Raw genomic sequence first — 19,791 nt, 5'->3', positions numbered from 1 at the left:
CCTGCCGGTTCACGGGGCGGGCCGCAACGGCTCACCCGGGGTCTCCGGCCCGTCCGCCGGGCCGCGCAGGGAGTCCAGACGCTCCAGCACGCGCCGGCCGCGTTCACGGGCGCTGCGCAGCCCGGCGTGTTCGGGATCGAGTTCCAGGGCGCGTTCCCAGGTGTCCAGGGCGTCGTGAATGCGGCCGGCGGCGTAATGCGCGCTGCCCTGTTCCAGCAGCTCGGCCGTGTGTGCGTCGCGTTGTTCTTCCCAGCGCTCGCACAGGGCATCGTGGCGGTCGCGAGCGCTGTCACCCAGGCGGTCGGTGGCGATGTTGCGGCAATGCTGCCGGGCCGCGATCAGGTCCTCCTCGTCCAGCGCGCGTTCCAGTGCATCCAGCAGCGCCGTGCTGTCTTCCTGATTCACTGGTTCGGGGTCCGGCCGGAGCTCGGCCTCCAGCTCGGCGATGCGCCGGTCGCGCTCCGGATCGGGCTCGAGTTCGCGCGCCAGCCGCAGACGTTCCAGTGCGGTCTCGGGGGCGGCGTCGCGGGCATCGCGGTCGAGCTCGGCGGCGAGGCGGGCGCCACGGCGGCGCAGATCGTCGACGTTTTCGGGCAGGGTGTCGTCGTCACGCGCCAGTGGTTCCATGATGTCCAGCAGCCGCAGGCGTTCGGCCAGGGCCCGTGCCTCCATCATTCGGTGCCGGCGTTCCAGGGCGCTGAGACCGGTTCGGCGGTCACGTTCCAGCTCGGCGATGCGGCGCTGGCGTTCCTCGCTGGCCGGCAGTCGGGCATCGGCCTCCTCGAGGATATCCAGGGCCCGCCCCACGGCGCCTTCGGCCGCCTGATCTCCGGCCTTTTGCAGGGCATTCTCCGCGGCCTCGGCCGCGCGGGCCTCGATGGTCTCGCGACGTTCTTCGCGCGCTGCCCGTTCCTCGGCGGGCAGCGCGTCGAGGGTTTCCAGTGCCGCGCGATATTCGCCTTCGGCCACCAGCCGGTCGACGCGCGTGTCGGGGTCCTGGAGCGGCTCCAGCAGGGCGCAGCCGTGCAGCGTGGCGAGCGCCAGCAGCACCGCGAGCAGGATGTAACGGATCCGGCGTCGAATCATGCCGTGGTCCGCGAGGGGTGCACCCGCACCACGTCGACCGGCTCGCTCAGGCCGTGGAGGGCATGCTGGCCGAGGTCTTCCTGCACCAGCTTCCCGGTATTGTGCTGGCTCATGTGGGGATGCTCCATGAAATCGCGCGTGGTGACGAGGCCCCCGGGGGGTGCGATGGTCACCAGGCGGGCGGCCAGATTGACCGTCTCGCCCACCACCGTGAACTGCATGCGTTCCCGGGCCCCCATGTTGCCTGCCAGCATCTCGCCGGCATACAGGCCGATGCGGAATTCCACCCGCCGTTCGCCGCGTGCCTCGCGCTTCGCATTGATGCCGGCGATGGTGTCCAGCAGCGCCAGGCCGGTACGCAGGGCCGTGATGCGATGGTCGGGGTCGGGCCGGGCCGCGCCGAAGACCGCCATTGTGCAGTCTCCCATGTACTTGTCCACCGTGCCGCCGTGCTCCGCGATGCACTCGGTCATGGGGCCGAAAAACTCGTTGAGCATGCGTCCGAGTGCCTCCGGGGTGCACTGCTGGGACAGCGCGGTGTAGCCGGTGATGTCGGCGAACAGCACCGAGCCCTCGACCGCGCGGCCGCCCAGCTCCACGCGGTCCAGGTTATCCAGGATGTCCTCGGCCACTCCGGTGGAGACATAGCGTCGCAGCGCGGCCTCGACCTGATCCTTGCGCAGCAGATCGTGGGCCATGGTGTTGAACGCCTCGGTCAGCTGGGTGATCTCGTCGCGCCGCAGCACCACCCGCGGGTCGTCCTGTTCGTCCGGTCCGGGCTGCATGCGTTCGCGCATGGATTCCGCCAGGCGTTCCAGCGGACGCACCAGGCGCTTGGAGATGTCGATGGCGAGGATCAGGCTCAGCAGGAAGACGATCGCGGCGGTGATGACACCCGCATTGATGGTGTTGCGCATCAGTTCCTGCATCGGTGCCGAGTCGATCCGGGCCTCGATGTAGCCGACCTGGACGTCCTGGAACCGGACTTCCTGCCGGTAGGGTTCGGCCCCGGCCGTCAGCGGCCAGACCCCGTCGGCGTCGTCGGCCGGCGGAGACCCGGCCTCGGCGACCCGGCCGCGGTCGATGGCGTAGGCGGCGATGTGCTCGACCCGACCGTCCTCGACCAGCGAGTTGAGAAGGGTCTCCAGCGTGAGGTGATCTTCGGCGAGGATCAGTTCACCCGAGGTGCGGGCCACCGGGGCGACGGTCAGTTCGGCCTGGGCCTGGATCTGGTTGTTCAGCACCGTGCTGACCTGGCTGAGGATGACCCATGCCAGCACGCCGATCCCGGTCAGGGTGAGCCCGGCGATGACCGCGACGATCTTCCAGGCGATCGGCAGATAGCGGGGCGTGAAATCCGCGGCGCGCCGCTGTTCCGGTGGCCCCCCGCGACGGAACAGCCGCATCATGCCGACGCTCCGGAGTCGGGCGGGTCCAGTTGTTCGGTAATCCAGGCATGCCAGACGGCCTGCAGCTGCGGGGCGCGGGCCGCGATCGCCGGGCGCCGGGCCAGATCGCGGCGGAATACCGGTGCGCCGGACAGGTCCGCCATCGCGCCGCCCGCACGTTCCAGCATCAGGGTGCCGGCGGTGCTGTCCCACAGCGCCTGGCCGCCGTGCAGGTACAGATCCGCACGCCCGGCCGCCAGCCATGCCCATTCCAGGGCGCAGGCGCCGAGGTTGCGCTGCGAAGCGAACGGGGCCGCGTCCAGCAGCGCCCGTCCCAGGGTGCGGGGAACGCGCTTGTAGTCGACCAGGGCGATGCAGCGCCGGATTTCGGGTGGAGCGGTGGCCGCGGTTTCCGGCTCGCTGCCGTCCAGCAGCAGCGGGCCGTCCTCCGTGACGGAAAACAGTTCGCCGCGCACCGGGTCGAGGGTAGCCCCGTGGGTCACCCGCTGGCCCTCGATGCGTGCCAGGGAGATGGCGAAAAACGGCAGCCCGGTGGCGAAATTGCTGGTGCCGTCCAGGGGGTCCAGCAGCCAGAATGCCGGAGCTTCGTCGAGCACGCGCTGCTGTTCCGGTTCGTCCTGTTCCTCGCTGAGGACCGGTTCGTCGATGCCGCAGTCCTGCAACAGGCGGCGTACCGCGGCGTCCGCGGCATGGTCGGCCGGGGTGATCACCGATCCGTCCGCCTTGTAGTCCACCCGTGTGCCGCTGGCGAAACGCGGCAGGAGCTCTTCCCGACCGATGGTCCGCAGGCCTTCCAGAAGGGCGGAGAAAGGGATGCTGTTGCCGTTCATGCGGTTTCCTGGACGGGGCCGGGCCTCGTCTGTGCGGCGCCGGGACCCGGGGATGGCGGCACATCCGGCGGATCGGCGGGCGTTTGCGGTGTCAGTATGCGTATCATACCGATCCATGACCGGTGTGTTGATCCTGTTAGCCCTGGCCGCGCTGGTGGCCTACCTGAACGCCAACTGGCGGGCGCACGAGCGCGCGCGGCATATCGCGCGGCAGGCATGCGACCGCGCCGGCGTACAGTTTCTCGACAGCAGCGTGGTGCGGCGACGGCTGCGGCCGGTGCGTCATCGGGGCAATCCGGTGCTGCGGCGCGAATACGTGTTCGAGTTTGCCGGCGACGGCGTGGAACGGCGGCGGGGCTGGCTGATCCTGCGCGGGGCGGCGCTGGAGCGTATCACCCTGGACTGGCCCGAAGGCGGGCGAACGGTGGATGAAGTCGGAGGCGGCAGTCATGACCCTGAGTGAGTTGCGCTACGCGGTGGCCGTGGCCGATGCGCGGCATTTCGGCCGGGCGGCGGAGGCCTGTCACGTGTCGCAGCCGTCGCTGTCGGTGGCGGTGCGCAAGCTGGAGGACGAACTGGGCGTGATGCTGTTCGAACGCGGCCACGGCGAGATCAGCGTGACGCCGGCCGGCGAGCGGGTGATCGCCCAGGCGCGCCAGGTGCTTTCCGAGGTGGAGCAGCTGCGCAACGTGGCGGCACAGAGCCAGGATCCGATGGTGGGCCCGCTGCGCCTCGGGGTGATCTACACCATCGCGCCCTACCTGCTGCCGGAGCTGATCCCGGTGCTGCACGCACGGGCCCCGCAGATGCCGCTGGTGATCGAGGAGAACTACACCAGCCGGCTGCGCGAACGACTCAAGCAGGGCGACCTGGACGTCATCATCGTGTCGCTGCCGTTCGAGGAGCCGGGGATCGTGACCCTGCCGCTGTACGACGAGCCGTTCGTCGGCGTTCTGCCGGGGAGTCATCCGCTGGCGGAGCGGGAGACGGTCGAACTGCAGGCGATGGCGCAGGAAACCCTGCTGCTGCTGGGTGCGGGACACTGCTTCCGCGATCAGGTGCTGGAACGCTGCCCGGAGTGTCAAAAAACCGTCACCGCGGACGGCAGCACCCCGAGCAACCTGGAGGGGTCCTCGCTGGAGACCATCCGCCACATGGTGGCCTCCGGGATGGGCGTGACCATCCTGCCGTGCACCGCCGCCGGGGCCGACCGCTACGCCCAGCGGCTGCTGGCGGTCCGGCGTTTCGAAGAGCCCGTGCCGTCGCGCCGCGTGGCGCTGGCCTGGCGCAGCCGGTTCCCGCGACCGGAGGCGGTGGAGGCCCTGCGTCAGGCGATCCTGCAGACCCCGCTGACCTGCGTGGACTTCATCCGGCCGGGAGACGGCGACGGCTGACCCGCTGCCGGTCCGTCAGTGTCGGGCCAGTACCCGGTCGCGTCCCGAGGTCTTGGCCGCGTACAGGGCCTCGTCGGCGGTCTGATACAGGCTCTGCAGGGTCGTGTGGCGGCCCAGTGCGGCCACGCCGATGGAGGCGGTGACGGCGGCTACCCCGTCGCTTTCGACGGCGGCGTCCTCTTCGCCACGCGCGCAAACCCGCACGCCGCCGATCGCCTGCCGGATCCGTTCGGCGCAGTCCATGCCGGCGCGCAGGTCCGCTCCGGGCAGGATCACGAGGAACTCCTCGCCCCCCATGCGCACGCACAGGTCCGACTGACGGCTGGATTCGCGCAGCGCGCGGGCCACTTCGCGCAGGATCTCGTCGCCCACGGTGTGGCCGAAGCGGTCGTTGAGCTGCTTGAAGTGGTCCAGATCCACCGCCAGCAGCGACAGCGGGCGGTCCTGGCGCAGACAGTCGGCCAGCCACTGCTCGCCCTGGATCTCGAAGGCCCGCCGGTTGCCCAGGCCGGTCAGCTCGTCGCGCTCCAGGTTGGCCCGCAGCCGCCGGAAGCGCCAGGCGTTGTGCAGGGCCGGAGCGGCCAGGCCGAGGATGGATTCCACCAGGGCCTGCTCCTGGTCGTCGAAGCGCCGGCCGCGCATCAGCACCAGGGAGCCGAGGTCGGTGCCGTTGTAGCTGAGGGCGTATTCGATCCGATGACGGTCGGGTTCGCCGCCTTCACGGATCTCGCCGTCGTCCGTGGTATAGATCCAGCCGCTGTGCTCCAGGTGGCCGGCCAGATGCTCGTTGATACGGTCGATCACCGCGCCCAGCTCCAGGGTGGCGGTCACCGTCTGGACGAACCCCAGGGCGTCCAGCGGTGCGCTGCGCTGCGGTCCCCCGCCGTTACTGGAGACCAGACGCAGATTGGTGGCGTTGTTGTCGCTGTTCATGGCTGCCTCGCGGTGATCGATGATTCCTGGCCGAAGCAGAAGCGAGAACCGTGCCATGTTTGCAAAATGCTGTTTCCGAAAGGATTTTTGCCAGTTGAGGAGGGCGGAGTGTCGGGTTGTCGGCACATTCTCCGGTCGGGACGGAAAAAATCCGCCGGTTCGACCGGCAAAAAGCGGCAGGATTTCGACGCCATCCAGGGTGGCAGCACGCCACGTGCACATCGAACGGCGTTTCCCTATGCTGCCGCAGCGTACAGGCCACCGTGGGAGAAGCGCCGCCATGATCCGCATGCACAACGTTGAACTGCGACGTGGACGCCAGATCCTGCTGCAGGGGGCGGAACTCACCGTGCACCCCGGCTGGCGGGTCGGCCTGACCGGCGCGAACGGTTCCGGCAAGTCCAGTCTGCTGGCCGCGCTGCAGGGCGAACTGTCACTGGATGCCGGGTCCATCGAGCAGCCGGACGACTGGGTGGTCGCGCATCTGCCGCAGGAAGTCCCGGGCAGCGCGCGCCCGGCGGTGGAGTACGTGCTGGACGGTGACGCCGAACTGCGCGAACTGCAGCGGCGCCTCGAGGAAGAATACGACGGGGACGGGGCGGAACAGGCGCGGCTGTACGCGCGCCTGGATGCGATCGACGGCTGGACCGCCGAGGCCCGCGCCCGGCGCCTGCTGGCCGGGCTCGGGTTTTCCGACGCGGACGGCGACCGGCCGATGTCGGATTTCTCCGGCGGCTGGCGCATGCGCCTGGGGCTGGCGCGCACCCTGATGACGCGCTCCGACCTGCTGCTGCTGGACGAACCCACCAACCACCTGGACGTGGAAACCATCGTCTGGCTGGAAGGCTGGCTGGCACGTTACCCCGGCACCGTGATCGTGATCGCCCACGACCGGCGTTTCCTCGACGCCGTGGTCACGCATATCGCCCATATCGAACGCGGCGCCCTGACCCTGTACAGCGGCGGCTACACCCAGGCCGAGGCCCGGCGCGCCGAGGCCATGGCGCAGAGCGAGGCGGCCGCGGCGAAGGTGGCCGCGGAACGCGCCCATCTGGAGCAGTTCGTGCGGCGTTTCCGTGCCAAGGCCAGCAAGGCGCGCCAGGCCCAGAGCCGACTCAAGCGGCTGGAGGCACTGGAGGACGTCGCGGTGATCCGCGCGGCGCGCCCGGTGCATCTGCACATCCCGTCACCGCAGCGGCTGCCCGACCCCCTGCTGGCCCTGGACCACGCGACCGTGGGCCATGGCGAGTCGCGGCGTCTGCATCCGGCCAGCCTGCGGTTGCGCCCGGAGGACCGGGTCGGGATCCTCGGTCCCAACGGTGCCGGAAAATCGACGCTGCTGGCCCTGCTGGCCGGCGAGCTGGAGCCGGATACCGGCGAACGGCAGCCGGCCCCGGACCTGCGCATCGGCTATTTCGCCCAGCATCAGCGCGAGCAGCTGGACCTGGCGGCCTCGCCGCTGGCGCATCTGCAGCGGCAGGATCCGCGCGCTGCGGAACAGGACCTGCGCAATTTCCTCGGTGGGCTGGGGTTCGGCGGGGAGCGGGCCGACCGTCCGGTGGGCGAGTGCTCCGGGGGCGAGCGCGTACGCCTGGTGCTGGCACAGCTGATGTGGCAGGCGCCATCGCTGCTGCTGCTCGACGAACCCACCAACCACCTGGACCTGGACATGCGCGAGGCGCTGGGCGAGGCGCTGGAGGCCTACGCCGGGGGACTGGTGGTGGTGGCCCACGACCGCGAGCTCCTGGCGCGGGTCTGCGACCGCTTCTGGCGGGTGGAGGACGGTCATCTGAGCGAATTCGACGGCGATCTCGATGACTATGCTCGTGAACTCCAGGAGCGTCGGAGCCGGGATGAAGCGGGACCGGAACCGGCCGGGCCGGGTGGTGCGGCGGTGGCTTCCGGAGATGAAGCCGGGGGTGGCCCGGCGTTGTCGCAGAAGGATCGCCGGCGCGAGGCGGCGCGGGCCCGCGAGGCCCTCAAGCCCCTGCAGCAGCGCGCCGATCGCGCCGAGGCGGAGTGCGCGCGCCTGCAGGAGCGGCTGGACGCGATCGAGGCCGAACTGGCTGACGGCGAGCTGTACACCGGTGATGCCGAGGCCGCGGACCGCCTGGCGGCGCTGACGCGCGAGCAGGGCGAGCTGCGTCGCCGGCTGGAGGACCACGAAGGGGAATGGATGGAGGCCATGGAGGCCCTGGAAGCGGCACGCCCCGATGCCGGAGGCTCCCCGGCGGAGAAGTGAAAGGCCGACCCTTGAACTCGGAAATTTTCGGGTCTATATAAACGGGTGAGTGCAACGAAACGAGGAGTCATGCGATGAACGCACAGGAGCTGAATCGTCGTTGTGTCGAACTCTTCCATCACCCGGACGCGCAGAACCACATGTGGCATCCGCGGATGTTCTGGGAGACGAATCAGGTCGAGAACCCGAAGCCCGAGGACCTGCAGCGGCCGAAGGTGGATCTGCGCGAACTTGAGGTCCTGCTGTCCGAGGTCACGCACCAGCCCTCGGAATGCGCGGACGAGCTGGAAAAGGAAGAGCCGGGTCGCGTGTCGCTGATCCGGCACATGACCGATCGCGGCGACATGCCGTTTCTGCATCGCCCGCATTGAACGAGGCCGGGGTTGTCCGGCGCCGGATCGGCCAGGGGGCTGGCCTCCTACGGGGTGTGGATGGGTGCCCGTTCGGCAGGAGGCCGGCCCTCCGGCCGATGGGAGCTTGCGCCGTGATCGGCCAGGGGGCTGGCCTCCCACGCGGTGGGGCGGATTATGTCGTAGGAGGCCGGCCCTCCGGCCGATGGCGGCGGTGGGCCGGTCCCCGGCCGTTGGTGCAGCGGTTGGGCCTGATCGGCCAGAGGGCTGGCCTCCCACCGGGGTGTGGATGGGTGCCCGTTCGGTAGGAGGCCGGCCCTCCGGCCGATGAGGTCCGGCGCCGAAATCGGCCAGGGGGCTGGCCTCCTACTGGATGATGAAGTTGGAGAAGTACAGGGCGTCGATCAGCGGGGCGCCGGTAAGCTCTTCCATGATCTCGCGTAGCTCCTCCACGGCTTCGCCGCGCAGCGCTTCGCGGCCGTCGCTGCGGCGCACTTCAGCCGGGTCGCGTCCGCCCATGACGTGGATCAGGCGGTCGCGGACCGCGGGCATGTGGTCGCGCACCCGGTCCGCGTCTTCCTGTGAGGCGGTCTCCAGCTGGATGTTCGTCTGCAGGTAACGGGCCGCGCCGGGGTCCTCGAGGTTGACCACCAGGCTGTCCAGGGTTACGTAGCGCGAATCGCCGTCTTCCGCTGAGGCCGGGACGGCGGCCAGCGCCAGCAATACGAGCAGCATCAGGGCCGGGAGTCCGGTGCGGGGGACGGGGTGTTTCATGGATCGGGGCATCATGTCGGTCTCGGTTCGGGGATGGATGTCGCGACCGCCGCCGCGCGGCGATGGGGCTGCTGGCGGAAATAACCCGCCATTTCCTCGTAGACCGCGGGCAGGTCCCGCCGCAGGCGGTCAGGCTCGAAAAAGAAGGCCTCGGCGGCCACCGCGAGGAATTCCTCGGGCGCGGTGGCGGCATAGGGATCCAGCGGCAGATCCTCCTCGGACACGCCCGGGGCGTCGACCCGGGTATTGAACCATTCCCAGGCCTCGCTGAAGGCGGCGGTCCAGGCGGCCGGGTCGCGGTCGCGCGGCAGCGGCGGGAAGCCGTTCACGTCGCCGTTGCCGCCGTCCAGGATATGTGTCACCTCGTGCACCACCACCGCGCCGTGCTCGAGGACGTCATTCCACGACAGGATCACCGGGCCGCGCTCCCAGGCCTCACCGGCCTGGGGCATCGCCCCCCGGTGCACGATGCCGTCCTCGTCCACCCATTCGTGATCGGGCACGAAGGTGTCGGGGTAGATCAGCACGGTATGCCAGTCGCGGTAGGGTTCCAGCCCCAGTTCCAGGACCGGCAGGGCGGCGTAGGCGGCGATCACGTGGCATTGCCAGGGTTCCGGTTCGTGGTCGATCCCGACGAACTCCTTGCTGCCCAGCAGCCCCTCGATGCGTTCACGCAGGCGCTCGGCCTCCGCCGAGTTCAGGGTGCGGATAAACGGGACCCGCCGGCGCAGGTCGGTCCATTCGGTGTCCGCCAGGGTCACGCGCCGCCCGTCGCACGCCCGGGGCGGGCGGCCCAGGCTGCGCAGCCAGTCTCCCAGGCGTCGGGGCAGGGGCAGGTTCACGATGGATGCGGATCCGAAGGGATGGATGACCAAACTGCCAGAACCCGCGCGCGCTGCAAAGCGCCCCCCGGGAAGTGCACGGGAAAGCGCGGGTGTCTGGCCGGTGTTACCCCAGGGCCTGGCAGAGGTCGTCGATCAGGTCCTGCGGATCTTCCAGGCCGACCGACAGGCGCACCATCGAACCGGTGATCCCGCGGCGTTCGCGTTCCTCCGGCGACACGCCGTGATGGGTGGTGGTGACCGGCTGGGTCACCAGACTCTCGGTGCCGCCCAGACTGGGGGCGATGGCGAACAGGCGCAGGCGGTCGACCACCGCGCTGGTGCCCTCGGTGTCGGCATCCAGTTCGAGGGTCAGCATGCCGCCGAAGCCGTACATCTGTTCGCGCGCGAGCGCATGCCCGGGATCCCCCGGCAGGCCCGGGTAGCGCACGCGGGTAACCCGCGGGTGGCTCTGCATCGCCTCGGCGATGGCCCGGGCCGCGGCGTTCTGATGGCGGACCCGCACCACCAGCGTGTGCAGGCTGCGGGCCAGCTGCGCGCAGGTCTCCGGGGCGGGCGTGGAACCCAGGTTCTTGCGCCACCCGGCCACGGTCGCGATGTGCTCCGCCGAGCCCATCAGGGCCCCGGCCGTCAGGTCGGAATGGCCGCCCAGGTATTTGGTGGCACTGTGGCTGACCAGGTCGGCACCCAGCGCCAGCGGGTTCTGGTTGACCGGCGAGGCGAAGGTGTTGTCGACCGCCAGCAGCGCCCCGCGGGCGTGCGCCCGGGCGGCGATCTCGGAGATCGGAAACACCTCCAGGGCCGGATTGGTCGGGGTCTCCAGGAACACCAGTCCGGCACCCTGTTCCAGGCAGGCGTCCAGGCGGTCGAGCTCGTCGCCCAGCAGGAACTGCGTGCGGATGCCGAGCTGCGGCAGCTGCTCCGAGAGCAGTTCCATGGTCCCGCCGTAGGCATCGCCGATGCAGACGACCCCCGCGCGGCCCAGGGCCAGGAACAGCGCGGTCTCCGCCGCCATGCCCGAACTGAATACCAGCGCGGCCTCGGCTCCTTCGAGGCTGGCGAGCTTGGATTCCACGCTGCGGATGGTCGGATTCATGCCGTAGCGGGTGTACAGGCTCCCGCTGGTGCGGCCCTCCACCACGTCCAGAATGGCCGCGGTGGAGCGGTACTTGAAGGTGGTCGTCGGGTAGATCGGCGTCAGTGCGCTGCCATGGGCATCGCCGATCTCGCCGGCGTGGATGCAGCGGGTGGACAGGCGTCGATCGTCGGATTCGGCCATCGGCAGGCTCCCGGTCGCGAGGGGTGTGTTCGGCTCAGGCACGCCTGGCCGCGCCGGGGCATTCTAACCGCCGGTCAGGCGTGGCGCAGGGTGCCGTCGAAGTAACGCTGCAGGAAGGTGTCGAAGTCCAGGGTGTCGGCCGCTTCGATCTCCGCCTGCTCGGCCAGGCTCTGGCGCGCCAGGGCCTCCAGCATGTCGGCGCGCGGCAGCGGTCCGTTGGAGCGGAACGCCTCGCGGTGCTGGGCCGACAGGCGCCGGGCGTGCACGTGGAACCCCTCCTCGCGCGCCATCATGTCTTCCAGCATGCGCGCCGACGGGGTCAGGTCGGCCTGCTCGACCTTGCCCCACTGCTCGCTGAGAGCGCGGCGATACGGGTCGCCCGGGCGGTCCTGGTCGAGTACGGCGGCCACCGGGCGCATTAGCGCCAGCAGTTCGCGCGCCCAGTCCGCCAGTGGAGTGTCGCCCTGCGGACGCTGGAGTTCCAGTCCGGGGCGCCGGCCATAGTGCGCCGCCTGCAGCAGATTGGCGTCGATTGCGTCCAGCTCGCCCGGGCCGAACGCGGGACTGGGCTGCAGCAGGCAGGCCAGCGCAAAGGTCTCGAGAAAGCGCAGCTGGGTCTCGTCCACGCCGAGCGGGTGCTGTGCGTTGATGTCGACCGAACGCAGCTCCACGTACTCGATGCCGCGGGCCTCCAGCGCGTCGGTGGGCTTCTCGAAGCGCTCCAGCGGCTGCTTCGGACGCACGGTGGAGTAGTACTCGTTCTCGATCTGCAGGATGTTGGCGTTGAGCTGGCGGTATTCGCCGTCGACCTTGACCCCCAGTGCCTCCCATTCCGGGCTGGGGGTGTTGATCGCGCAGCGCAGCGAATCGACGTAGCCGGCCAGCGAGTTGTAGTCCGCCTTGATGCCGGTGTCCGCCTCCTTGCGGTTGGTGTAGCCGATATCGCCCATGCGCAGGCTGGTGGCATGCGGCAGGTAGCTCGTGTCGTCGTCGAAGTCCTCCAGCGTGGCGCCGTGTCCCTCGAGAAACGAGTTGCAGACCGCCGGCGAGGCACCGAACAGATACGGCACCATCCAGCCAAAGCGCAGCAGGTTGCGGATCATCCCCATCATGCGCGCGTCGCGGAACTCGCGGGTGTCGGTCTCGCCCAGTACCTCGGCCAGCGCCGGCCAGAACTCCTCGCGCGGGGAGTAGTTGAAATGCACCCCGGCGATTACCTGCATCTTGCGCCCGTAGCGATGGCCCAGGCCCAGGCGATAAACCGTCTTCATGCGCCCGGCATTGGAGGGTCCGTAGTCGGCCACCGGGATCGCCGAATCATCGGCGGTCACGCAGGGCATGGAGGTGGACCACAGGATCTCGTCGCCCACGCTGGCCGCGGCGAACGCCTGCAGGTCGTGGAGGAAGCCGAGGGTCTCGCGCACGTCGTCGAACGGCGGGGTCACGAACTCCAGCAGGGCCTCGGAGTAGTCGGTGGTGATGTACGGATGGGTCAGGGCCGAACCCAGTGCCGGAGGATGCGGCGTGCGCGCCGGCGCGCCGTCCGCGCCGACGCGCAGGGTTTCCTTCTCCAGGCCGATGCGGCCATGCAGGCTGCCAGCGGGGAGCCGTTCCGCCAGTCGCGCCACCAGAGCCTGCAGATTGCGTTCGTCGCTTCCCACGTGCGGACCGCCTTGCTGGATCGAACTTGCTGGATGGAGGGGCGAAAAATACCGGAATGTGCCGCTCCGGTCACCGGGCCGGGGGGTGCCGGTTCTCTTCTTTCGCCTCCACCGGTATATTAGAGCTGGCTGATATTAGAGAGGGAGGCCGGCATGAGCAAGAACCCGGAGGAGCATGATCCGCGCGAGCTGAGTGACCGCGTGATCGATTTCCTGCGCGCCCCGGCCACCCTGCTGTTTCTGGTCGGCCTGGTCGTCGGGGGGCTGGCGATGCACCTGTTCACCGAGCCGGAGGTCCCGGAGGGCATGCTGCTGGTCACGGTCCACAACGACACTGACGAGATGATCGAGGCGATCCATTTCAACTTCAGCCACGGTCAGAGCCTGACGGAGATGCGCGAAGGTCGTATCCGGCCGGGCGAGCGCCGCGACGTGGCGCTCAACCATCCCCCGGCGGCCGGCTTCAACATGGAGGTGCGCTACGCCGACGGCGAGGAGCAGGCGTTCTGTGCCAACCGTGGCGTGGAAGGCCGGCGTCAGGAGGTCCGCCTCTACCGCTGAACCGGGCAGCGCGGTTCTGGACAGGGCGCGAGGCCGTGAATAGACTTTGTAACTGCTCAGGGGAGTAGTTACCCCGTCCACGCGTGACGGGGGCCTGCGTCAACATCATTGGCCCGCACGGGCCGTGGCGCAGGCAGCCGCATCCGGCCCGACGAGACCTGTGGCATGGATCTCCGGCCCGCCGTAACGGCGGCGGGCGTGCTCGTGGCCGGGCGGCGGGGGTCGATGCCACCGGTCATCGCCCGCCCGGCCCGGATCGCCCGTCATGGAACTCTTTCTCCTTTCCGTCTTCGCCGTGGCCGTGGCCGAGATCGGCGACCGGTCGATGTTCCTCGCCGCGCTGTTCGGCCTGCGCTGCAACCGCCTGTGGCCGGTGTTCTGGGGCATGGCTGCCGGGCTGTTCGCCAACCAGCTGGTGTCGGCCGTGGCCGGGGTGTGGCTGTTCTCGGTGATCGACACCGACTGGCACCTGTGGCTGGTCGCGATCGCGTTCCTGGCCATGGCGGTCTGGGTGCTGATCCCGGAGGACGACGAGGACGGGGTGCCGGAGAACCCCTGCGCCCGCAGTCTGTTCTTCACCGCTGCGACCACCTTCTTCCTGTTCGAGATGGCGGACAAGACCCAGCTGGCGGTGGTCGCGCTGGCCGGGGGCTCCGGCAGCCTGGTGCCGGTGGTGCTGGGCGCGACCCTGGGGATCCTGCTGATCACCGTGCCCGGGCTGCTGCTGGGGCGGCGCTTTGCCGAGCGCATGCCCGTGCACACGCTGCGCTGGTTCGCCGCGGCGCTGTTCCTGCTGATCGGTCTGTGGAGCCTGCTGGAGGCGCTGGGGTGGATGCCCGGTCTCGGCCTGCCGGACTTCTCCGGCGCCCTGCTGGAGGCCGTCGGCCGGAGCGCCGAGTGATTGCGGCGAGGAGGGTCGATACCGTTCGTTTTTGTCGTCGGGTTTTCGCGAAAATCCGCGATTTTCATTCGATTGCATCGATGGGATCATCATCCGGGTGAACCATCCGGAGGAATGGCCATGAGTCTGCTGATCAACGGCGAGCTGCGCGAAGGCTGGCTGGAGGAGGAATCCGACGAGAACGGCGATTTCGTGCGCCAGGATCAGCAGTACCGCAACTACGTCACCCCCGACGGCAGCCCCGGCCCGCTGGGCGAGGGCGGTTTCACCGCGGCTTCCGGGCGCTATCACCTGTACGTGTCGTATGCCTGTCCGTGGGCCCATCGCGCGCTTATCCTGCGCCGGCTGAAGGGCCTGGAGCCGCACATCGGGCTGTCGGTGGTGCACCACTACATGGGCGATGCCGGCTGGTCATTCGATGACTGCGACGGCTGCACCGGGGACCGGGTGCACGGCTCGCGTTACATGCACGAGCTCTACACCCGCACCGATCCGCACTACACCGGCATCGTGACCGTGCCGGTGCTGTTCGATACCGAACGCGACCGCATTGCCAACAACGAGTCGCTGGATCTGGTGCGCATGTTCAACAGTGCCTTCGATCACATCACCGGCAACACCCTGGATTTCTATCCGGAAGACCTGCGCGAGGAGATCCACGCGGTCAACGACCGGGTGTACGAGAACGTGAACAACGGGGTCTATCGCTGCGGCTTCGCGACCACCCAGCAGGCCTACGACGCCGCCTTCGACCGCCTGTTCGAGACCCTCGACTGGCTGGAGGAACGCCTGGCGCATGAGCCCTTCCTGGTCGGTGACCGTCTCACCGAGGCCGACTGGCGACTGTTCACCACGCTGGTGCGTTTCGATCCGGTGTACTACAGCCACTTCAAGTGCAACCGCCAGCGTCTGAGCGACTTCCCGGCGCTGTCGGCCTATCTGCGCATGCTCTACCAGCGCCCGGGCGTGGCCGAGACCGTGCGCATGGACCACATCAAGGCGCACTATTACGGTTCGCATCCGATGCTGAACCCGTCGGGGATCGTGCCGAAGGGGCCGGTCATCGATCTCGACGCCGCGCACGGACGGCCGCTGGGCGCACTCCCCGGGGACCTGCGGAACCCGGGCGAATGAACCGGGTCGGTTGGTCATGTACAGGCACCTGCCTGCCGGGCGGCCCTGCCCCGCGGGTGGCGTGATGAAAGGAGTCCATTGGTGAAGGCAAGCGGGATCATCGGCGGCATCCTCGTCCTCGCCCTGGCGGCGGGCGGGGCGTGGTGGCTGCAGCAGCAGGACGATGCGGGGGCCGCGCGCGCGACCCTGCCGGACTCCGGCGAGCGTGACGAGCGCACGCCCGTGCGCGTCAGCGAAGTGGCGCCGCGCGAGTTCGAGACCGTGATCGAGGCGCTGGGTACGGTCGCCGCGCGCGAGTCGGTCACGGTGCGCGCGCCGGTTACCGCACGGGTGGAATCACTGGAGTTCGAGGACGGTGATCGCGTCGAGGCGGGCGATGTTCTGGTGGAGCTGCGCGCGGAAGAGGAGCGCGCGCGCCGCGACGAGGCCCGCGTGAGGGTCGAGGAGGCCAGCCGCGAGCTGGCGCGGGTGCGCGACCGGGTGGAGGACGGCATCGTGACCCGCCAGGAGGTCGACCAGCAGGCCTCGCGGCTGGCCGAGGCCCGGGCTGCGCTGGCCGCGGCCACGGCGCAGGTGGAGGACCGCACCATCCGCGCGCCCTTCACCGGCACCCTGGGCCTGCGCGAGGTGAGCCCCGGGGCCATGGTCACGCCGGACACCGCGCTGGTGGAACTGGACGACATCCGCACGGTGCGCCTGGACTTCCCGGTGCCGGAGCGTTTTGCCGGGGCCATCGAACTGGGCATGCCGGTCACCGGGCACAGCGCGGTCGGCGATTTCGCGGCCGACGTGACCGCACTGAGCAACCGTATCGACGCGGCCACGCGCACCCTGAACGTGCGCGCGGTGGCCGACAACCCGGAACAACGCCTGCGTCCGGGCATGCTCGCCACGGTGCGCCTGGCGCTGGATCCGCAACGGGCGCCGGCGGTGCCCGAGGGCGCGGTGGTGCAGACCGCCGACCAGCACTTCGTCTTCCGCCTGCAGGAGGATGAAACGGTCAGTCGCGACCGGATCCGCATCGGTCGCCGCGCGCCCGGATGGGTGGAGGTGCTGGACGGCGTCGAAACCGGCGACACGGTGGTTTCCGAGGGCGTTTCGCGGGTGCGGGACGGCATGACCGTGCGCGTGCTGGAGTCCGGAGACGACGGATGATCCTCTCCGATGTCGCCAATCGCCGGCCGGTACTGGCGATCGTCTTCAACCTGTTGCTGGTGACCTTCGGCCTGATTGCCTGGGATCAGCTGCCGCTGCGTGAATACCCCGACGTCGACCCGCCGGTGGTCACGGTGGACACCAACTATCCCGGCGGCAGCGCGGAGATCATCGAACGCGAGGTGACCCAGCGCCTGGAGGACCGCATCGCCGGGGTGGAGGGCATCCGCTACATGGAGTCCTCCAGCGACGACGGGCGCTCGCGCATCACCATCGAATTCGGTCTGGACCGCGACATCGACGCCGCCGCCAACGACGTGCGCGAGGCGGTCAGCCGGGCGCAGCGCAACCTGCCCGACGAGGTCGAACCGCCGCGCATCACCAAGGCGGATTCGGATTCCTCCCCCATACTCTGGCTCAACCTCTCCAGCGATCGCATGAACGCGCTGGAGCTGGCGGACTATGCCGAGCGCAATCTGGTCGACCGCCTGTCGGTGGTGGACGGCGTGGCACTGGTGCGTCTGGGCGGTGCACGCAGCTACGCCATGCGCGTGTGGATCGACCGCGAGGCGCTGGCGGCGCGCGACCTGACCGTGCTCGAGATCCAGGACGCGCTGGAGCGCGAGAACGTGGAACTGCCGGCCGGGCGGCTGGATTCCGACGAGCGCGAATTCCGCATACGCGTGGAACGCAGCTATCGCTCGCCGGAGGACTTCGAGAACCTGGTCCTGCGCCGCGGCGCGGACGGTCAGCTGGTACGCCTGGGCGACGTGGCGGCGGTGAACATCGGCGCCGACACCGAGCGCACCGAGTTCCGCGGCAACGGCGAGGACATGATCGGGCTGGGCATCATCCGCCAGTCCAACGCCAACGTGCTGGAGGTCGCCAGTGCGGTGAAGGCACTGGCCGCCGACCTGGAAGGCAGCCTGCCGGAGGGGACCTCGCTGGTCCCCACCTACGACGAATCGGTGTTCATTGAGGGGGCGTTGCAGGAGGTCTACGTGACCCTGGGCGTCGCGACCCTGGCGGTGGTCGCGGTGATCTACCTGTTCCTCGGCAGCTGGCGCGCCACGCTGATCCCGGCGGTGACCGTGCCGGTGGCCCTGACCGCGGCCTTCATCGGCATCAACCTGTTCGGCTTCTCGGTAAACCTGCTGACCCTGCTCGCGCTGGTGCTGGCGGTGGGCCTGGTGGTGGACGATGCCATCGTCATGCTGGAGAACATCCATCGGCGCATCGAGCGCGGCGAGCCCGGGCTGCTGGCCGCGTGGCGCGGGGCACGTCAGGTCGGTTTCGCGATCGTCGCCACCACCTCGGTGCTGGTGGCGGTGTTCGTGCCGCTGGCCTTCCTCGACGGCATGGTCGGGCGGCTGTTCGCCGAGTTCGCGATCGCGATGGCGATCGCCGTGGTGTTCTCCAGCATCGTGGCGCTGACCCTGGCGCCGGTGCTCTCCGGGCGCCTGATGCACAAGGGCGATGACGAGACCGGTGCGGCGCGTCTGGTGGGGCGGGCGTTCGGCGCCATCGAGACCGGTTACGGGAAACTGCTGTCCGGTGGACTGCGCGTGTCCTGGCTGGTAGTTCCGCTGCTGGGCGGGGTGCTGATCGGGGCCTGGTACCTGTTCGACAGCCTCCCCGAAGAATTCGCGCCGGAGGAAGATCGCGGTGCGTTCTTCGTGATGGTGGATGGCCCCGAGGGCGCCAGTTTCGACTACATGAGCCGGCAGATGGCCGAGGTGGAAGAGCGTCTGCAGCCGCTGATGAGCGAGCAAGGCGGACCGATCCGGCGCGCCCTGGTGCGCACGCCGCGCGGGTTCGGCGGCGTGGAAACGGTCAACGACGGTTTCGTGATCGTGATCCTCGAGCACTGGAACGACCGCGAACCCTCCGGGCGCGAGGTCATGAACTGGATCGAGGGCAGCGTCGGCGAGATGCCGGGCGTGGAGGTCCGCGCGTTCATGCGTCAGGGGCTCAGTACCGGTGCGCCGGGACCACCCGTGCAGTTCGTGATCGCCGGGCCCGATTTCGACACCCTGGAGGAATGGGGCAACGTGGTGCTGGACGAGGTGCGCGACGTGGACGGGTTGCGTAACCTGCGGCTGGACTACGAGCCGACCCAGCCGCAGCTGAGCCTGAGCGTGGACCGCGACCGCGCCGGGGATCTGGGCATCTCCATGCGCGACATCGGGCGTACCCTGGACATCCTGCTGGGTGGCCGCGCGGTAACCCGCTGGCAGGACCGTGGCGAGGAATACGACGTGATCCTGGAGGGGTTGACCGACCAGCGGCGCACCACCGAGGCCATCGACAATATCCACCTGCGGGCCGAATCCGGCGAGCTGGTGCCGCTGTCCAGTGTGGTGCGTTACGAGGAACGTGCCGGGCCGGCCTCGCTGTCGCGCTTCAACCGCGGCCGTGCGGTGACCCTGCAGGGCGGCGTGGGCGGCGACCTGACCCTGGGCGAGGCGCTGGACACCCTCGACGCGGCGGCGGAACGGGTGCTGCCGGACGAGGCGCAGATCGACTACAAGGGCGAGTCGCTGGACCTGCGCGAGGGCTCGGAGGCGATCCTGTTCGTGTTCGCGCTGGCGCTGCTGGTGGTGTTCCTGGTGCTGGCGGCCCAGTTCGAGAGCTTCGTGCACCCGTTCGTGATCATGCTCACCGTGCCGCTGGCGGTGGTGGGCGCCTTGCTGGGGCTCAGCCTGACCGGGCAGACGCTGAACATCTACAGCCAGATCGGGATCGTGATGCTGATCGGGCTGGCGGCGAAGAACGGCATCCTGATCGTGGAGTTCGCCAACCAGCTGCGCGACCGTGGCCGCGAGTTCCGCGATGCCGTGATCGAGGCCGGACGTCTGCGCCTGCGCCCGGTGCTGATGACCGCGCTGACCACCGTGGCCGGTTCCATCCCGCTGATCCTGGCCTCCGGCCCGGGCGAGGAGACGCGCTTCGTGATCGGGGTGGCGGTGTTCTCCGGCGTGCTGTTCGCCACCGTGTTCACCCTGTTCGTCATTCCGGCCACCTACTACCTGATCGCCCGCGGAACCACCTCCCCGCTGGCCACCACGCGGCGGCTGCAGTCACTGGACGAAGAGGTCAGGGATGTAGACGGGGCGACCCGCCCGTAGGAGGCCGGCCCTCCGGCCGATGTCGGCGGTGGGCCGGCCCCGGCCGTCGGGGCACCGGATGGGCCGGATCGGCGAGGGGGCTCGCCTCCTACAAGGGGGGTGTCGATGGGTG

General features: G+C 69.4%; 17 protein-coding genes and 1 riboswitch. Of the genes, 9 read left to right on the top strand and 8 right to left on the bottom strand.

Annotated features, from left to right (window positions below; all coding sequences use genetic code 11):
* Positions 1–9: 9 nt before the first annotated feature.
* From F790_RS0110090 to F790_RS0110080, 3 genes are read right to left on the bottom strand one after another with little or no spacing between them, the layout of a single operon-like run.
* Positions 10–1,086, bottom strand: coding sequence for a tetratricopeptide repeat protein (locus tag F790_RS0110090; protein ID WP_019591586.1), 1,077 nt, complete (start codon positions 1,084–1,086; stop codon positions 10–12).
* Positions 1,083–2,495, bottom strand: a complete 1,413-nt coding sequence (locus F790_RS0110085; protein ID WP_019591585.1) for an adenylate/guanylate cyclase domain-containing protein — start codon at positions 2,493–2,495, stop codon at positions 1,083–1,085. Before F790_RS0110085 ends, F790_RS0110090 begins: the two co-directional genes overlap by 4 nt.
* Positions 2,492–3,325 (bottom strand): inositol monophosphatase family protein, encoded by an 834-nt coding sequence (locus tag F790_RS0110080; RefSeq protein WP_019591584.1) that lies wholly within the window; start codon positions 3,323–3,325, stop codon positions 2,492–2,494. Before F790_RS0110080 ends, F790_RS0110085 begins: the two co-directional genes overlap by 4 nt.
* Before the next feature lie 115 nt (positions 3,326–3,440).
* On the opposite strand from F790_RS0110080, the gene F790_RS0110075 reads away from it, so the two are divergent.
* Both F790_RS0110075 and F790_RS0110070 read left to right on the top strand, forming a co-directional pair.
* Positions 3,441–3,788 carry a DUF3301 domain-containing protein gene (locus tag F790_RS0110075; protein ID WP_018869127.1) on the top strand — a complete coding sequence of 116 codons (348 nt, stop codon included), beginning with the start codon at positions 3,441–3,443 and terminating at the stop codon, positions 3,786–3,788.
* Positions 3,775–4,719, top strand: coding sequence for a hydrogen peroxide-inducible genes activator (locus F790_RS0110070; protein WP_019591583.1), 945 nt, complete (start codon positions 3,775–3,777; stop codon positions 4,717–4,719). The genes F790_RS0110075 and F790_RS0110070 overlap by 14 nt, the downstream gene beginning before the upstream one ends.
* Positions 4,720–4,734: 15 nt before the next feature.
* Here F790_RS0110070 and F790_RS0110065 read toward each other — a convergent pair whose 3' ends face one another.
* The gene (locus tag F790_RS0110065) at positions 4,735–5,652 is read right to left on the bottom strand and encodes a GGDEF domain-containing protein (RefSeq protein ID WP_019021625.1); all 918 of its coding nucleotides are present in this window, start codon (positions 5,650–5,652) and stop codon (positions 4,735–4,737) included.
* 280 nt (positions 5,653–5,932) lie between these two features.
* On the opposite strand from F790_RS0110065, the gene F790_RS0110060 reads away from it, so the two are divergent.
* A complete protein-coding gene (locus tag F790_RS0110060) occupies positions 5,933–7,894 on the top strand; it encodes an ABC-F family ATP-binding cassette domain-containing protein (RefSeq protein ID WP_019591582.1) in 1,962 nt (653 codons plus the stop codon).
* A gap of 74 nt (positions 7,895–7,968) precedes the next feature.
* Positions 7,969–8,265: a hypothetical protein gene (locus tag F790_RS0110055; RefSeq protein ID WP_018869131.1), complete on the top strand. Its 297-nt coding sequence runs from the start codon at positions 7,969–7,971 to the stop codon at positions 8,263–8,265.
* Positions 8,266–8,610: 345 nt separating this feature from the next.
* Here the strand turns inward: F790_RS0110055 and fliL are convergent, their stop codons facing one another.
* From fliL to gshA, 4 genes are all read right to left on the bottom strand, one after another.
* Complete coding sequence (gene fliL / locus F790_RS0110050) at positions 8,611–9,033, bottom strand: flagellar basal body-associated protein FliL (protein WP_019591581.1); 423 nt, start codon at positions 9,031–9,033, stop codon at positions 8,611–8,613.
* Positions 9,030–9,860, bottom strand: coding sequence for a M90 family metallopeptidase (locus F790_RS0110045; protein ID WP_026332922.1), 831 nt, complete (start codon positions 9,858–9,860; stop codon positions 9,030–9,032). The genes fliL and F790_RS0110045 overlap by 4 nt, the downstream gene beginning before the upstream one ends.
* A 106-nt stretch (positions 9,861–9,966) precedes the next feature.
* A complete protein-coding gene (locus F790_RS0110040) occupies positions 9,967–11,139 on the bottom strand; it encodes a PLP-dependent aspartate aminotransferase family protein (RefSeq protein WP_018869134.1) in 1,173 nt (390 codons plus the stop codon).
* 74 nt (positions 11,140–11,213) lie between these two features.
* The gene (gene gshA / locus F790_RS0110035; protein ID WP_019589932.1) at positions 11,214–12,800 is read right to left on the bottom strand and encodes a glutamate--cysteine ligase; all 1,587 of its coding nucleotides are present in this window, start codon (positions 12,798–12,800) and stop codon (positions 11,214–11,216) included.
* Between the two features lie 153 nt (positions 12,801–12,953).
* On the opposite strand from gshA, the gene F790_RS0110030 reads away from it, so the two are divergent.
* From F790_RS0110030 to F790_RS0110010, 5 genes are all read left to right on the top strand, one after another.
* Positions 12,954–13,361, top strand: a complete 408-nt coding sequence (locus F790_RS0110030) for a hypothetical protein (RefSeq protein ID WP_019591579.1) — start codon at positions 12,954–12,956, stop codon at positions 13,359–13,361.
* A 49-nt stretch (positions 13,362–13,410) separates the two neighbouring features.
* Positions 13,411–13,540, top strand: a riboswitch (yybP-ykoY riboswitch).
* A gap of 86 nt (positions 13,541–13,626) precedes the next feature.
* Positions 13,627–14,262, top strand: coding sequence for a TMEM165/GDT1 family protein (locus tag F790_RS0110025; RefSeq protein WP_019591578.1), 636 nt, complete (start codon positions 13,627–13,629; stop codon positions 14,260–14,262).
* 120 nt (positions 14,263–14,382) lie between these two features.
* Positions 14,383–15,396: a glutathione S-transferase family protein gene (locus F790_RS0110020; protein WP_019591577.1), complete on the top strand. Its 1,014-nt coding sequence runs from the start codon at positions 14,383–14,385 to the stop codon at positions 15,394–15,396.
* Between the two features lie 81 nt (positions 15,397–15,477).
* Entirely contained in the window at positions 15,478–16,551 is a 1,074-nt protein-coding gene (locus F790_RS0110015) for an efflux RND transporter periplasmic adaptor subunit (RefSeq protein ID WP_019591576.1), read from the top strand.
* A complete protein-coding gene (locus F790_RS0110010; RefSeq protein ID WP_019591575.1) occupies positions 16,548–19,679 on the top strand; it encodes an efflux RND transporter permease subunit in 3,132 nt (1,043 codons plus the stop codon). Before F790_RS0110015 ends, F790_RS0110010 begins: the two co-directional genes overlap by 4 nt.
* Positions 19,680–19,791: the final 112 nt, after the last annotated feature.

This window comes from Thioalkalivibrio sp. ALE20, from assembly GCF_000381405.1.
Taxonomy (GTDB): Bacteria; Pseudomonadota; Gammaproteobacteria; order Ectothiorhodospirales; family Ectothiorhodospiraceae; genus Thioalkalivibrio.
The sequence above is the reverse complement of the archived record's forward strand: the minus strand, read 5'-3'. Positions and strand labels throughout refer to the sequence as shown.